This is a genomic window from Flavobacterium sp. YO12 (assembly GCF_004119495.1).
Taxonomy (GTDB): domain Bacteria; phylum Bacteroidota; class Bacteroidia; order Flavobacteriales; family Flavobacteriaceae; genus Flavobacterium.
Genome location: NZ_NRQU01000003.1, coordinates 68,555 through 84,528, shown reverse-complemented (window position 1 = coordinate 84,528; position 15,974 = coordinate 68,555). Strand labels below are relative to the sequence as shown.

Annotated in this window: 14 protein-coding genes and 1 pseudogene; 7 read left to right on the top strand and 8 right to left on the bottom strand. The window is 33.6% G+C overall.

Going from position 1 to position 15,974, the window contains the following annotated elements; all coding sequences use genetic code 11:
- Positions 1–78: 78 nt before the first annotated feature.
- On the bottom strand, positions 79–483 hold the full coding sequence (rnpA, locus tag BOW55_RS01740; protein ID WP_129022703.1) for a ribonuclease P protein component: 405 nt from the start codon (positions 481–483) through the stop codon (positions 79–81).
- A gap of 126 nt (positions 484–609) precedes the next feature.
- On the opposite strand from rnpA, the gene BOW55_RS01735 reads away from it, so the two are divergent.
- The 3 genes from BOW55_RS01735 (at position 610) to BOW55_RS01725 (ending at position 3,222) form a co-directional block, all read left to right on the top strand.
- Positions 610–1,356: a 1-acyl-sn-glycerol-3-phosphate acyltransferase gene (locus tag BOW55_RS01735; RefSeq protein ID WP_129022702.1), complete on the top strand. Its 747-nt coding sequence runs from the start codon at positions 610–612 to the stop codon at positions 1,354–1,356.
- A 43-nt stretch (positions 1,357–1,399) separates the two neighbouring features.
- Positions 1,400–2,392 (top strand): acyl-ACP desaturase, encoded by a 993-nt coding sequence (locus BOW55_RS01730; protein WP_129022701.1) that lies wholly within the window; start codon positions 1,400–1,402, stop codon positions 2,390–2,392.
- A gap of 176 nt (positions 2,393–2,568) precedes the next feature.
- The gene (locus tag BOW55_RS01725) at positions 2,569–3,222 is read left to right on the top strand and encodes an HD domain-containing protein (RefSeq protein WP_129022700.1); all 654 of its coding nucleotides are present in this window, start codon (positions 2,569–2,571) and stop codon (positions 3,220–3,222) included.
- Between the two features lie 153 nt (positions 3,223–3,375).
- Here BOW55_RS01725 and BOW55_RS01720 read toward each other — a convergent pair whose 3' ends face one another.
- The 4 genes from BOW55_RS01720 to BOW55_RS01705 form a co-directional block, all read right to left on the bottom strand.
- Positions 3,376–3,498: a FeoB-associated Cys-rich membrane protein gene (locus BOW55_RS01720; protein ID WP_089053480.1), complete on the bottom strand. Its 123-nt coding sequence runs from the start codon at positions 3,496–3,498 to the stop codon at positions 3,376–3,378.
- A 6-nt stretch (positions 3,499–3,504) separates the two neighbouring features.
- Positions 3,505–5,604, bottom strand: coding sequence for a ferrous iron transport protein B (feoB, locus tag BOW55_RS01715; RefSeq protein WP_129022699.1), 2,100 nt, complete (start codon positions 5,602–5,604; stop codon positions 3,505–3,507).
- The gene (locus BOW55_RS01710) at positions 5,604–5,843 is read right to left on the bottom strand and encodes a FeoA family protein (RefSeq protein WP_071635705.1); all 240 of its coding nucleotides are present in this window, start codon (positions 5,841–5,843) and stop codon (positions 5,604–5,606) included. The genes feoB and BOW55_RS01710 overlap by 1 nt, the downstream gene beginning before the upstream one ends.
- Positions 5,844–5,946: 103 nt before the next feature.
- Positions 5,947–6,612, bottom strand: coding sequence for an SCO family protein (locus tag BOW55_RS01705; protein ID WP_089053477.1), 666 nt, complete (start codon positions 6,610–6,612; stop codon positions 5,947–5,949).
- Positions 6,613–6,938: 326 nt separating this feature from the next.
- Here BOW55_RS01705 and BOW55_RS01700 point away from each other — a divergent pair.
- Positions 6,939–9,000: pseudogene (locus BOW55_RS01700) on the top strand (M13 family metallopeptidase).
- A gap of 144 nt (positions 9,001–9,144) precedes the next feature.
- Positions 9,145–11,205, top strand: coding sequence for a M13 family metallopeptidase (locus BOW55_RS01695; protein ID WP_129022698.1), 2,061 nt, complete (start codon positions 9,145–9,147; stop codon positions 11,203–11,205).
- 53 nt (positions 11,206–11,258) lie between these two features.
- On the opposite strand, the gene BOW55_RS01690 is transcribed toward BOW55_RS01695, so the two are convergent.
- From BOW55_RS01690 to hemB, 3 genes are all read right to left on the bottom strand, one after another.
- Positions 11,259–11,708, bottom strand: coding sequence for a GyrI-like domain-containing protein (locus BOW55_RS01690; protein WP_129022697.1), 450 nt, complete (start codon positions 11,706–11,708; stop codon positions 11,259–11,261).
- A gap of 83 nt (positions 11,709–11,791) precedes the next feature.
- Entirely contained in the window at positions 11,792–12,193 is a 402-nt protein-coding gene (locus BOW55_RS01685) for a c-type cytochrome (RefSeq protein ID WP_129022696.1), read from the bottom strand.
- A gap of 1 nt (position 12,194) precedes the next feature.
- Complete coding sequence (gene hemB, locus BOW55_RS01680) at positions 12,195–13,187, bottom strand: porphobilinogen synthase (protein WP_089053472.1); 993 nt, start codon at positions 13,185–13,187, stop codon at positions 12,195–12,197.
- 282 nt (positions 13,188–13,469) lie between these two features.
- Between hemB and BOW55_RS01675 the strand changes: the two genes are divergently transcribed.
- Positions 13,470–14,102, top strand: coding sequence for a hypothetical protein (locus BOW55_RS01675; protein ID WP_129022695.1), 633 nt, complete (start codon positions 13,470–13,472; stop codon positions 14,100–14,102).
- A gap of 3 nt (positions 14,103–14,105) precedes the next feature.
- Positions 14,106–15,926: a hypothetical protein gene (locus tag BOW55_RS01670; protein WP_129022694.1), complete on the top strand. Its 1,821-nt coding sequence runs from the start codon at positions 14,106–14,108 to the stop codon at positions 15,924–15,926.
- The last annotated feature ends 48 nt before the right edge of the window (positions 15,927–15,974 follow it).

Genomic DNA, 15,974 nt, shown 5'->3' with positions numbered 1-15,974 from the left:
AAGTTTCAATTTAGAGCTAAAACTACAATTTTTTTATAATTTTTTGTCTAAATTAACATACAAAATGAGTTTTGAGGTCTACAACTCAGTTTTATTTTCAGATTCCTGAGTTTTCTTAATTTGAAGTATGAATTTTTCAAACAATTGAATCGTTTTTGTATTGATTTCTTCGTAAGATAATCTGTCTTTTGTTTGATAAAAAAACATGAAAGAATATGGCTGATCCAGATGATCTAAAAGTAAATGTTTGTTTAAACGATAGGTTTCCCTTAGAACCCTTTTGAAATAATTTCGATCAACCGCTTTTTTAAAATATTTTTTAGATACCGAAACTCCAATTTTTGTTTTTTCTTCTGAATTTTCTCCCACTGGACAATAAACCAAACGAAGCGGGTATTTTGAAACCGATTTTCCTTCAGAAAACAGTAAACCAATTGTCGTTTTGCTCTTTAAGCGTTCATTTTTAGGGTAAGTAAAGTTCATTTAATTCAGAAAAAATTTGCAAATTTTGGTACAAAGGTACAATTAAAGCATAAAAATGGTTATTGTTTTTAATTTTTATACCGCTAAAAATATATTTATTACTTTTGGCCTTTAATTTTTAGAAGCATGCAAAAGGTAATTTCGTATCCTATATCAGTAATTTATTATTTATGTTTTGGATTATGCTTAGCGGTTTTTCATCCGATACAATGGGTTTGTTTAAACCTTTTTGGTTATCAGGCGCATAAAAAAAGCGTTGATTACTTAAACTTTTGCCTTTTAAAATGTACAAATCTAGTTGGAACAACCTATAAAATTGAAGGCGTAGACACAATTCCTAAAGGAGTACCGCTTATTTTTGTTTCAAATCATCAAAGTATGTACGATATCGTGACAATGATTTGGTACTTTAGACGTTTTCATTGTAAATTTGTAAGTAAGAAGGAGTTAGGAAGCGGAATCCCGAGCGTATCTTTTAATTTACGTCACGGAGGATCTGTACTAATTGACCGTAAAGACCCTAAACAAGCGATTCCAGTAATCAAAGGCTTGTCTGAATATATCGAAAAAAACACTAGATCTGCTGTGATTTTTCCAGAAGGAACTCGCAGCAAAACTGGAAATCCAAAAGAGTTTGCCCAAAGCGGTTTAAAAATTCTATGTAAATATGCGCCTTCAGCGTATGTTGTGCCAGTAAGTATTAACAATTCATGGAAAATGGTGCGTTATGGAATGTTTCCTGTTGGTTTAGGAAATCGCCTTACCTTTACAGTGCATAAAGCAATGGCTGTAAAAGAGTATGATTTTGCAGAACTGATGGCTTTGACAGAAAAGGCAGTTGTAGAAGGAGTAAACGAGTATAAACAGATTTAATTTTAGTAAAAAGCTAAACTTAAATCCAAATTTAAAATAAGTAATGTCTATAAAAAACATTAGATTAGAAGTGATGCAGTTTTTGGAAAAAAACGTTGACAGCTTCGTTGAACAGTATTTAATTCCTGTGGAAAAAATTTGGCAGCCGTCTGATTTTTTGCCTAATTCTGAAGGTGAAAACTTTTTTGAAGAGGTAAAAGAATTGCGTGAAATTGCCAAAGAACTGCCATACGATTTCTGGGTAACGCTTGTAGGTGATACAATTACCGAAGAAGCTTTGCCAACATATGAGTCTTGGTTAATGGATGTAGAAGGTGTAAACCAAGTAGAAAATGGCGGAAATGGCTGGTCTAAATGGATTAGACAATGGACAGGAGAAGAGAACCGTCACGGTGATCTTTTAAATAAATACTTGTATTTGTCTGGTCGTGTAAATATGCGTGAAATCGAAATGACAACACAGCATTTAATTAACGACGGTTTTGATATTGGAACAGGAACTGATCCGTACAAAAACTTTGTATACACCAGTTTTCAGGAATTAGCAACTTATGTTTCGCACAATAGAGTAGCGCAGATCGCTAAGAAATTTGGTGATAACAAGTTGTCTAAAATGTGTAAAATGATTGCAGGTGACGAAATGCGTCATCATCATGCTTACAGTGAATTTGTTACCAGAATTTTCCAAGTTGATCCAAGCGAAATGATGTTAGCTTTTCAATACATGATGAAGCAGAAAATTGTTATGCCGGCTCACTTTTTAAGAGAATCAGGTCAAAAAATAAGTACCGCTTTTGAGCAATTCTCAGATTCAGCACAACGTATTGGTGTTTACACCGCTAACGATTATGTTGATATTATGCAGAAATTAATCAACAAATGGGAAATTGATAAAGTTACTAATTTGACTGATGAAGCAGAAAAAGCACGTGATTACTTAATGAAACTTCCAGCTCGTATGGCTAGAATTTCTGAAAGATTAGTAATTCCTGCTGAAGGACATATCTTTAAATGGGTTGAACCAGCGAGATTATAGATTTTAGATTGCAGAGTACTGATTTTAGATTTAAAATTGATTTTTGCAATTGATATTGAAAACATTGTTGATTGTTAAAGTCTTGAAGCTTTAACAATCAACTTTTTTATTTTAAATATAAAAGCGAATATAAATCTGTTTAATCAGAATGCTTTTATTACAAACTAATACCACTTATGAATAATTCTGAACTTATAACTAAAACAATCACTTTTGTAAAAGAGAAATTAAATGATGCCGAAGGCGGGCACGACTGGTTTCATATCGAACGTGTTTACAAGAATGCACTTTTAATTGCAAATGATACCAATTGTGACCTTACTGTTGTTCAATTAGGAGCTTTACTTCATGATATTGCCGATAGTAAGTTTCATAACGGAGACGAGACAATTGGCCCCAAAACTGCACGGTTGTTTTTAGAGTCAGAAAATGTTTCAGAAGAAATTATACAGCACGTTGTCAATATCATTGAAAATATCTCTTATAAAGGCGGAAATTTTGAAAAAAAGTTCTCTTCCATAGAATTAGATATTGTTCAGGATGCTGATCGCTTAGATGCTATTGGAGCAATTGGAGTTGCAAGAGCATTTAATTACGGAGGATTCAAAAATAGAGCCTTGCACAATCCCGAAATTGCGCCGGTGACAAATATGACAAAAGAAGAGTACAAGAAAAATAGTGCGCCAACAATAAACCACTTTTACGAAAAGCTTTTGCTCCTAAAAGATAAAATGAATACCGAAAAAGGAAAACAAATTGCGGCCGAAAGACATCGTTTTATGGAAACATTTCTAGCCCAGTTTTATGCAGAGTGGGAAGGAGTGAAGTAAGTTTTTGTTTCGCAAATATTCAGCAAATAAACACAAAGCCTCGCAAAGATTTTTAATTCTCTGCGAGGCTTTGTGTTTTTATTTTTAGCATCTCTATGAAATTGTTTTTTTAGCCTTGGAACCTTAGAGCCTCAGCAGCTAAGAACCTTTTTTCTAAGAACATCCACAATTACCATCACCACAGTCTTTTTTCTTTTTAGATTTCCAAAAAAACTTTTTGATCAAAAAAGCGACCGCGATAAAAAGGATTCCAAAAGCAATTATTTCTTGTATCATGGTGATTTATTTTAAAAATTGATAAGCTAAAAGAGCCGTAAAATAAGCCAGTCCAGTCATTAAGAAAAGCTGTGCAACAGGCCATTTCCATGAATTTGTCTCTTTTTTTGTAATCGCTAATGTACTGGCACACTGCATCGCAAAAGCATAAAACAGTAGCAATGAAATACCGCTGGCAAAATTGAATATCTTTTCGCCTGTTTCAGGATTTACTTCCTTTTGCATTTTGCTCTTAATTGTCGATTCATTATCACTGTCTCCAACACTATAAATTGTTGCTAAAGTTCCCACCAACACTTCACGAGCGGCAAAAGAACTGATAATCGCTATTCCAATTTTCCAATCATAACCCAAAGGGGAAATTACAGGTTCAATAGCTTTACCCATAATCCCGATATAAGAATTCTCTATTTTTTGAGAAGCCACTTCGTTTTCAAATTGAACTTCATTTAAAGTCGTATTTGCGAATCTTTCCTTTACAATGTTTTCCGCGTCATTAAAATCTTTTCCAGGTCCAAAAGAAGCTAAAAACCATAAAATAACAGATATTGCTAAGATAATTTTACCCGCACCAAGAACAAAAGCTTTCGTTTTTTCGACAACGTTAATTCCAACATTCTTCAAAAGCGGTAATTTGTAACTTGGCATTTCAACAACAAAATAGGATTTTGAGTTTAGTTTTAAAACCTTATTTAAAACATATGCCGAAAGTATAGCCGCGACAAATCCTAGTAAATACAAGAACATCAAAGACAATCCCTGTAGATTGAAAATTCCTAAAACGCGTTTATTAGGAATCACTAACGAAATCATGATCGCATAAACAGGTAATCTCGCAGAACAAGTTGTAAACGGCGTTACCAAAATAGTGATTAAACGCTCTTTCCAATTTTCGATATTTCGTGTTGCCATAATTGCCGGAATCGCACAAGCTGTTCCTGAAATTAACGGCACAACACTTTTTCCTGAGAGCCCGAATTTGCGCATGATTTTATCCATTAAAAAAACAACACGGCTCATATAACCACTCTCTTCCAGAATCGAAATAAATAAAAACAAGAAGGCAATTTGAGGAATAAAAATAATAACCCCGCCAATTCCCGGAATAATTCCCTGCGAAAGTAAATCAGTCAAAATACCGCTTGGCAGTTCGTCAGCAACCCAGCTGCTTAAAGATGCAAAAGAGCTGTCAATAAAATCCATAGGTATCGTCGACCAGCTGAAAATAGACTGGAAAATGATAAACAAAATGCCTAGAAAAATGGCATAACCCCAAAATTTATGAGTTAAAACACGATCTAGTTTTGCTCTAAAATCTTTTGCTATCGAGGCATCGACTTTTAAACCTTCCTTTAAAACATCATTTATAAACTGATACCTTTTAATGGTTTCTTTTTGCTGCAGACGTTTTAATTCTGAATGCGATTTGGTAAAAGTGCTTCGGATTTCATTTCGATCTAAATTCGAAAAATTAACATCCTGCGTAATTACCAGCCACAATTTGTACATTAATTGATTTGGAAATGCTTTTTGTAAATTTTCAAAATATTGAGGATCAATTACAGAAGCATTTAAGCATGGTTCGTGCGGAATCGTCTTGTAGGAAACAATTAATTCTTTCAATTGCTCAATTCCTAAACCTTTACGAGAACTTACTAAAGCAATTTTAGTTTTTAGTTTTTCTTCTAAATACGGAATGTCTAAACTAATTCCCTTGCTTTCCATACGATCAGACATATTAATAACTAGAATCGTCGGAATTTCAAGATCTTTTATCTGAGTGTAAATCAGTAAATTTCGTTTTAGGTTTTCAACATCAGTAACTACTACAGCCACATCTGGATACAATTTGTCGTTTTTGTTCAATAAAAGTTCAATAACAACACTTTCGTCCATCGAACTAGCATTCAAACTGTACGTTCCCGGCAAATCCAGAATGTTAGCTTTGATGTTATGCGGTAATTTACAGAAACCTATTTTTTTCTCAACCGTAATTCCCGGATAATTCCCCACTTGTTGATTTAAACCCGTAAGTTGATTAAAAACAGAAGTCTTTCCAGTATTTGGATTCCCAATAAGGGCAACATTGATATTTTGAATGCTCATTACAAATTGTTTTTGATAAGTTCAACTTCAATTTCACGAGCAGTTTCAACACGTATCGCTACGTGCGAACCATTTATATCTAAATATAAAGGATCTCCAAAAGGAGCAATTTGAAGCAATTCGACTAAGCTGCCCGGCAAACAACCCATCTCTAATAATTTTAAAGGAATCAAATCGATATCAAAATCTTTGATAATGGCTTTATCGCCTTTTTTCAGGGTATGGATTGTATTTTGCAAGCTTATTTAGATTGAGTTTAGATTGCAAAAATAGGCAATAATTCTTTATTTCAAGGCATTTAACACACCTGAAAATGCTAAATCTTTCTAAAAATTGAGGATTTTACTCCTTACACAAGAAATCGATGTCTTCCAACAGACGTTTAATTTCTTCTTTGTTCGTTCCGTCATAAAAACCGCGAACACGTCTTTTTTGATCAACTAAAACAAAATTTTCGGTATGAACCATATCGTACAATTGATCAGGTCGACCTAATTTTACCGCCAAATACGATTTTCTCGCCATCGTATAGATTTCTTTTTTGTCGCCCGTAACCAAATTCCATTTACTGTCTACAACACCATGTTTTACAGCATAAGCTTTCAAAACAGGAATACTGTCCACTTCTGGAAAAACAGTATGCGAAAGCAGCATAACTTTTGGATTGTTTAAAACGGCTTTTTGAACCTCCTCAAGATTCGTTGTCATTTTTGGGCAAATAGAACCGCAGGTTGTAAAGAAAAAATCAGCAACATAAATTTTTCCTTCGTAGTTTTTTTGAGTAATCGTGTCTCCATTTTGATTTACAAACGAAAAATCAGCAATTGTATGGTATTTACTTTTGTATTGAACAGTGCTGTCGACTAATTCTGGATTAACATCAGCAGGATTAAAAATAGGCAGTGTTTTTTGCGGTTTTAAAGCCGAATAAAATAAAGATATAGTGACAACCGAAAAGACAATTAATACAATAAAGAATTTGCGGTATTTGTATAGAAGCGATTTCATAAAAACAATTTGGCGCAAAAATACGAAAAGAGCATTTTAAAAGGCACAACTATAATGCTTTTTAACAGCTTTGATTTTTTAATCTTGTAAAGGTGCAGTGCTTTTGTTTTATGTAGATTTTACAGATTTAAGCAGATTTTTAATTAAATGCACACACTGATGAAACTTACTTTCTAGAAATTGTATGCGGTTTAAATCTTAAAAAGCAGAAATGGCGGAGGTTATACTTCTTACTAAAATACTGCCGCTAATTATTGCTTTGATTTTAACACAAAATTCCAAATATTAACAATATTTTTGTATTAACACAAAAATCACACTCGAAAATGAACAAACAATTTACAAAACCCTTATTTTGTGTCTTTTCTGTAATGTTTTCATTAACTGCAGTTAAAGCACAAAACGCAGCTCCAAAAGAGCCCGGTATTAATGTTTCCTACATGAATACCAAAGTTAGTCCAGGTCAGGACTTTTTTCAATATGTAAATGGAACTTGGTTAAGCAACACCGAAATTCCAAGTGATCGTACAACTTGGGGAAGTTTCAATGAATTGATAAAGAGAACAGATAAAGATGCAATGTCTATTCTAAAAGAAGCATCAAAAAATCCAAAGTACAAATCAGATACTGATCAAGGAAAAGCAATAAATTTATTTGCAACCGTTCTTGATACAGTAGGCAGAAACAAACAAGGAATCACACCTTTACAATCCTATTTGAAAAAAATTGATGCTATAAAAAGCGTTGCCGATCTTCAAAAATATCTAACTGAAGTAGAACAAGAAGGAGCTGCTGGTTTTTTTGGAACTTATGTAGGTGCTGATGAAAAAAACAGTTCTAAAAATTCGGTATATCTTGGAGTAAACCAATTGGGATTGCCAGATAAAGATTATTATATTTCAGAAGATAAAGATTCTAAAGAAAAACGTGCAAAATACCTATTGCATGTTGCAAAGATGATGCAGTTTATTGGCGAATCTCCAGAGAAATCAAAGCAAAGTGCTTCGGCTATTTTAGCTTTAGAAACTGAATTGTCAAAGCCAAGATTAAATCGTGTTGAAAGCAGAGACAGCCGTTTACAATATAATCCAATGACAATTGCTGAACTTCAAAAGTTAACACCAGCTATAAAATGGGAAGCTTATTTTACTGGAATAGGTTTAGCAAAGCTTGATACAGTTATAGTTATGGAGCCTAAATACATGAAAGCGCTTCAAACTGTTTTTACAGCTAACAAAGTTGGACAATGGAAAGAGTATTTAAAATGGGATTTAGTCCATACCTATGCAACGAAATTATCAACAAATCTTGAAACGGCTAATTTCGATTTCTACAGCAAAACGTTAAGAGGAGCATTAAAACAATTACCGCGTGAAGAAAAAGCATTGCAAATTGTAAATAACGATGTTGGTGAAGCACTTGGTAAATTGTACGTTGAGAAAGTTTTTCCAGCTGAAGCTAAAACCAAAGCTTTAGATATGATTCAGAATGTAATCACTGCATACCAAAATCGTATCAACAACTTAACTTGGATGTCTGCAGAAACAAAAGTAAAAGCAATTGAAAAATTAAACAAAATCACCATTAAAGTAGGTTATCCTGATAAATGGAAAGATTACTCAGCGCTTGAAATTAAAAGTATTGCAGAAGGCGGAAGTTATTTCGATAATTCACGAAATATAGCAAAATGGAACTTCAAAAAAGGAATTGAAAAATTAAACAAACCAGTTGATAAAACAGAATGGGGAATGTCTCCTCAAACTGTAAATGCGTATTACAACCCATCTTACAACGAAATTGTTTTCCCAGCAGCGATTTTACAACCGCCGTTTTACAATTATCAAGCTGACGAAGCTGTAAATTATGGCGGTATCGGAGCTGTAATTGGGCATGAAATTTCACATGGTTTTGATGATTCTGGAGCACGCTACAATGCCGAAGGAAATCTTGTAGACTGGTGGACACCTGAAGATTTAAAACAATTTACAGCACTTGGTGATAAATTAGCAGATCAATACAGCGCTTTAGAACCTTTACCGGGAATTAAAGTAGATGGTAAATTTACATTAGGTGAAAACATTGGAGATTTAGGAGGAATAAATGCAGCTTATGATGGACTGCAGTTGTATTTAAAGAAACACGGAAATCCTGGTTTAATTGACGGTTTTACACCAGATCAGAGATTCTTTATTTCTTGGGCAACAGTTTGGAGAACAAAATCAAGAGACGAAGCGATAAAAAACCAAGTAAAAACAGACCCACACTCTCCGGGAATGTACAGAGCTTATGTTCCAATTCAAAACATGGACGTTTTTTTACACTACTTTTGGAATTAAAAGCGGTGATAAAATGTTTGTAAGTCCAGATAAAAGAGTTAAAATTTGGTAAGATAATATCAAACGATAAAAAACGGCGCTGATTCAGCGCCGTTTTTGTTTCTATAAAGTATCAAATTAATTATTTAGTGTATTTAACACATAGTTTAGAATAATTGCAATATGTTTGTGTATATACTAAAAACTATAAATAAAAATGATTAAACAGTTTAGAAAGCCGCTGTTTTGTGTTGTTTCTGCAATGATTACAATTACTGCAGCTCAGGCACAAGACGCAAAAAAGAAAGAACCGGGTATCAATCTTTCTAATATGGACACGAAAGTGAGCCCAAAAAATGATTTTTTTCGTTACGTAAATGGAGCTTGGCTGGACAAAACAGAGATTCCAAGCGATAGAAATTCATGGGGAAGTTTTAACGAATTGCGTCAGAAGACTGATAATGATGCTCTTGCTATTCTAAAAGAAGCATCAAAAGATCCTAAATACAAATCAAATACAGATCAAGGTAAAGCAATTGCTTTGTTTAACACGATTATGGATACTGTTGGTCGCAATAAAAACGGAATTACACCACTTCAGCCTGTTTTGAAGAAAATCGATGCTATTAAAAACGTTACCGATCTTCAGAATTTCTTTATTGAAATGCAGCCACAAGGAGGTATTGGTTTTTTTGGAGTATATGTTGGGGCTGATGCTAAAAACAGTAACAAAAATACCGTTAACTTAGGGCCGGGAGGTTTAGGATTATCTGATAAGGATTACTACAATTCAGACGATAAAGATTCAAAAGAAAAACGTGAAAAATACGAAGTACACGTTGCGAGAATGTTACAATATATTGGAGAATCTCCTGCAAAAGCAAAAGAAAGCGCAAAACAAATTTTAGCTTTAGAGATTGAACTTTCTGCTCCAAGATTAGACCGTGTTGAAAGAAGAGACCGCAGAAAACAATACAATCCAACTGCGATTGCTGATTTAAAGAAAAACACACCTTCTATTCAATGGGAGAAATATTTCACTGGAATTGGAATGACGAAATTGGATTCAGTAAATGTATCGCAGCCCCGTTATATGATTGCTTTAGAAAAAACACTTTCTGAAAAGAAAGTAGAAGCATGGAAAGAATATTTGAAATGGTCTTTATTGAACAGAAATGCTTCAACGTTGACTACTGCTATTGAAGAAGCAAATTTTGATTTCTATGGAAAAACCCTTACTGGAGCGTTAAAACAACGTCCTCGTGAAGAAATGGCATTGCAGGTAATTAACGGTGCTACCGGAGAAGCTTTGGGGAAATTGTATGTAGAAAAATTATTTCCTGCTGAGGCAAAAGACAAAGCAAAGAGCATGATTGCTAATGTAATGTTAGCTTACGAAAATAGAATCAATGCATTGCCTTGGATGTCTGCACCAACAAAAGCAAAAGCAATTGAAAAACTAAAGAGACTTACCATTAAAATTGGATATCCTGATAAATGGAAAGATTATTCTAAGCTAGAACTTAAAAATGTTAACGAAGGCGGAACTTATTTTGATAATATGAAAAACATATCAAAATGGTCTTATGCCGAAAGTTTAGCGAAATTGGGTAAACCAGTTGATAAAACAGAGTGGGGAATGTCACCTCAAACAGTTAATGCTTATTTCAATCCGTCGTATAACGAAATTGTATTCCCAGCGGCAATTTTACAACCGCCTTTCTACAATTACCAAGCTGATGAAGCAGTTAATTACGGTGGAATTGGTGCTGTTATTGGTCACGAAATTTCTCATGGTTTTGATGATTCTGGAGCACGTTACAATGCTGATGGAAATCTTGTTGACTGGTGGACACCAGAAGACTTAAAACAGTTTACAACTCTTGGAACTGCTTTGGCAGATCAATACAGCGCTTTAGAGCCTTTGCCTGGAATTCATGTAGATGGTAAATTTACTTTAGGGGAAAACATTGGAGATTTAGGCGGAATTAATGCTGCTTACGACGGGTTACAATTGTATTTAAAAGCAAACGGAAATCCTGGTTTAATTGACGGTTTTACGCCAGAGCAGCGTTTCTTTATTTCTTGGGCTACGGTTTGGAGAACAAAATCTAGAGACGAGGCAATTAAGAGTCAGGTTAAAACTGATCCGCATTCTCCTGGAATGTACAGAGCAGTTGTGCCAATTCAGAACGTAGATGCTTTTTACCAAGCTTTTGATATTAAAAAAGGAGATAAAATGTATATTGATCCTGCTAAGAGAGTTAAAATCTGGTAAGAGTAAAATATAAAAAAACGGCGCTGAATCAGCGCCGTTTTTGTTTTTAAGTCTTATCGAATTGCGATGTAAATATCAACTTCTGCATTTTTTGGGTCTTGGACTTTTTCTCCATAAACTTCAAAATCTGCTGTAAAAATTCGATTTAGATCTGAATTCCAAATCTCCAGCCATTTATTATAAACAATACCTTCAGTCAAATCTCCTTTGGCAATTATTTTTTCATATTCAGCAGATTCAATTGTTTTACCAACCATGTTTTCAGGTACAAAATCTAAACTTTCAACTTTACAGCCTAGAATAGTAGTGTAAGGTTTGGTGTGATCTTTTTCATAATCGGTATAAATGCAAAAAATCTCTTCTGAAATTTTAGCTGGAATTTTTTGTTGAATTCCTTCTGTCATAAATTTGTTCCAAAGAGCAGGAATATCCTGAGCTGATTGACCATTTTCGTTTGTAGTTCTTACCGAAATACCAATTACATTAAATTGTTGAATGCTCATATTTAAAAAATTAGTTATTAAGTCACAAATCTAAACCGAAGCGGTGACAACAGTATGTCAGCAATAAAACAAAACTTTCATTATTATTTTAATTGACTGTAGATATACGTTTCAATAGCCTTTAATTCTTCATCAGACATTGCCTGCGTTATCGGAATATTAGTTTTCATAACCGCAAATTGACTTGGGTCAACAATTGGTTCCGCTTTTCCTTTTAAGAACGTAACGATATCAGCATTTTTATCTTTGTAAATCTGTGCGATTTCTTTAATACTTGGTCCAATTACTTTTTGATCAACTTGATGGCAAGAAGTACAGTTTCCTCTTCCTTCAAAAATTTCTTTTCCTAAAGCTTCTGGTGTTTTGGCTTCTGCAGATTCTCCTTCAGTATATGTTTCAGCAGGATTATGATCTGGATTTTCAGTTGCTTCTTTTTTGCATGAAGCAAATGCTAAAACAGCAGATAAGAATAATACTTTCTTCATGTTATTTATTTAAAATTACAGCAGCTTCTTTTGCAAAGTAAGTAGAGATAATACTAGCGCCCGCACGCTTAATGCAATAAAGTTGCTCTATCATAATTTTATCGTGATCTAGCCATCCTCTTTCGGCTGCAGCCTTTACCATAGCGTACTCACCAGAAACTTGGTAAACAGCAACAGGAACATGAACTGCGTTTTTTACCTCACGAACAATGTCTAAATAAGCCATTCCTGGTTTTACCATAACAATATCTGCGCCTTCTTCAACATCTAATAAAGCTTCACGAATTCCTTCAATTCGGTTAGCATAATCCATTTGATAAGTTTTCTTGTCTTTTGGAATATTTTGAGAATCTACCGGAGCAGAATCCAAAGCATCACGAAAAGGACCATAAAATGCCGAAGCATATTTTGCACTGTAACTCATAATTCCAACATTATGATGTCCGTTTTCTTCCAAAGCCTTTCTAATCGCTAAAACTCTTCCATCCATCATATCACTTGGAGCAACAAAATCAGCTCCAGCTTCTGCATGACTTAAACTCATTCGAGTTAAAGCGTCAACAGTTGCATCATTGATTAATTGACCATTTTCAATAATTCCGTCATGACCATAGATTGAATAAGGATCTAAAGCTACATCTGGCATAACGATCATTTCTGGAACAGCGTCTTTTATCGCACGAATAGTTTGCTGCATTAAGCCGTCTTTATTCCAAGCTTCAGTTCCTTTGTTGTCTTTTAAATTATCGCTGACTTTTACATAGATATTTACCGCTTTTATACCTAAATCCCATGCTTCTTTTACCTCTTTTATTGTGTTGTCTAAGGAATGACGGTAAATTCCCGGCATTGACGGAATAGCTGCTTTTACATCTTTTCCTTCAGCAACAAACATTGGAAGCATAAAGTCCTGTGGACTTAAACTGGTTTCACGTACTAAAGAACGAATTGATTCATTGGTTCTCAAACGACGGTTTCTTTGTAATGGGAACATATAATTTAGATTTTAGATTTTAGATTTCAGACTTTGAAACCTGATTTCTTCGAAAACAGATCAATAAATCTTAATTTCTAAAAGTGAAGTTGTTTTTTTATTTTTTTGAAGATTATTTTACTTTTTTAACAAGTAGCGCAAAGTTAATCAAAAATCAACAGAATAAGGAGTTTAGACCTGTGTAGAATCCGTTAATATTATCTAAAAATTGATGCTTTTATAAGCTGAATTTTAAGAAACCTTTGCGGTAGGTTTTTAAAATATTTCGCATAAATTTGCTAAATGAAGAAAATTCTTGCTTTCTGCTGCTGTTTGCTCATGACGAGTTGTTTTGAGATAACAGAAAGAATCAAACATCACGACGACCAAAGTGGTGAATATACATTGATGATCGATTTTTCGAAATCATGGTTTAAAACCAAATCCGCTATTTTTTTAGAAGAAGTTGATGGCGTTAAAATCCCAAACGAACAGGAAATCTCGCAGAAATTAGAAGACTTTAAAGTGAAAGCTTCAAAAATTGGGGGTATTTCAAACGTAACGACCAAAACAGATTTTGACAATTATGTTTTCATTATCAAACTTAATTATGCCAATATAAAAGCCTTAAACGCTGTCGTAAATACGATTAACAATCAGCGTGATCAAATTCATTTTAGCAGTAATGCTAAAAATTTTGAACGAATTGCTTCTTATCCAGTTCCTGAGAAAGTAATTAAAGACCCAAAGAAAAAGAAAGATCTTGAAGAAGCCAGTATAACAGCGATTTATACTTTCGACAAAGATATTGCATCAGTTGAAAATACCAATAGTAAAATATCCAAAAACAAAAAAACGGTTTTTTTGAAACAGAGTATGTACAGCGTACTTAAAAAATCGACATTAATGAATAATACAATCCAATTAACGCCCTGATTTATGAAGCAGTTTTGCACTTTATTTTTAGTATTCGCCACCTATCTGACCTTTGGTCAAAACAATCAAAATAAATACGACTATTTTGTACAATTTAATGGAAATCAACTTTCGAAAAAAGTAAATATAGATGAGGTATTAAATCATCCTGTATTGAATAAGTACAAAGAGGGAAACTCAGGTTTTGACATCAGCAAGTACACATCTCTTTTTTATTTAGACAAACAATTAACCGTTCACGGAAATTTTACAGACAGTATTCCGTATTGTCAAATCACGATTCCGATAAAGAATAAAGAAGCTGCAAGACAGTTTTTACTGCAAGAATACAGCTTGAATAAAAACACAGATTCGGTTATAGCTCCAAATGTTCAGGATTTTGGAAATTTCAGTATTCTTACCACAAAAAATGAAAAAGAATCATTTGCGTGGAATGATAATTATTTGGTAATATTAAAACTAACAAAGAAATTTCACTCAAACCAATATGATATTCCAGCAGCAGTTACACTGCAAGATTCAATTGCAATAGATGAACCTTATAAAGAATTGTCTATTGAGGAGCCGGCAGTTAGTGATAATTCAACAGCTGTAGAAGAATCTCCTGCAGAAGAATCTCCATATAGTAATGAATCTTATGCTGAATACACTAAAGAAGAAGATGACTTTAATCAAAAATTGGCCGAACAGCAAAATTTGATGATAAAAGCATTGTTTGAGAATGGTTTTACGGCACCTGTATCTGATAAAATAAATGCACTGGCAGATATTTCATCGTGGGTAAATTATGGTGCAATTATGACTGGCTTATATTCTTCTTACTCCTATCCAATGGCAATTTTTGGAGGTTATGATAAATTTTTACCAAACCAGAAAAATTTGGGCAATTTTGTAAAAGGGATAAATCTCGATTTTTATTTCGACAACAACAATGCGCGAATAGAAGAAGTTATCGAATATTCAGAGCAGATTGCAGAAGTTGTAGGGAAAATCAGCAATAGAAAAATCAACAAAAACATATTTAATTACTTCCCGTTGAATAAGCCTTTGGGATATATGTCTTATCACATCAATACCCAAGCAGCGCTTGAAAACATTCCGTCTTTAATGACCGATTTGTTTAATAGTCCTGCGTTAAAGAGAGATGATTTGACCGTGGTTACAGATTTAATTTCTACAATTGTTGATGAAGAAGCCGCAGCAAAGCTTTTTGACGGTGATTTGAGCCTGTTTTTATACAACAGCAAGAAAGTTGAGGTAGTTTCTAAATCGTACGACTACGATGAAAATTTTGAGCCGATAGAAAAAGAAGAAAAAATTAAGAAAACAGTGCCGCTTTTTTCTGTGATTTTTACCTCTACACATCCAACATTTGGAGATAAGCTTTTACAGTTAGGCGTTCGTAAGCAATTTTTGACTCAAAACGGAAATACTTTCTTGATAGAAGGAACAAAAGAATATGGCGATTTGTTTATTATCAAAGACAAAGATGTTGTTGTCGTAGCAAACACGCTTGATTATTTTAGCAAAGAAAAAGGATCATTTGTGGCTGAAGCCAAGAAAGATTTAAAGAAAAATTATATGTTCGGAAAGTTGAATATTGGTCAGACGATGAATGTTTTCGGTAAATCTGAAAGTACTAATGCATCTGATTTTGAGAAATTAAATAGAATTTCGAAGCAATTTTCAGATATTACTTTTGAGTCTCCTAAAAAACTAATCAATAACAAATTGATTTTTGCAGTTAAATTGAACACTTTAAAATCTGATAAAAACATCATTTTACAGACATTAGATTTAGCTGACGAGATGACTTCTAAATAAGCTATAAAATACAAATCCCCGAAAAATTAATTTTCGGGGATTTTTTTA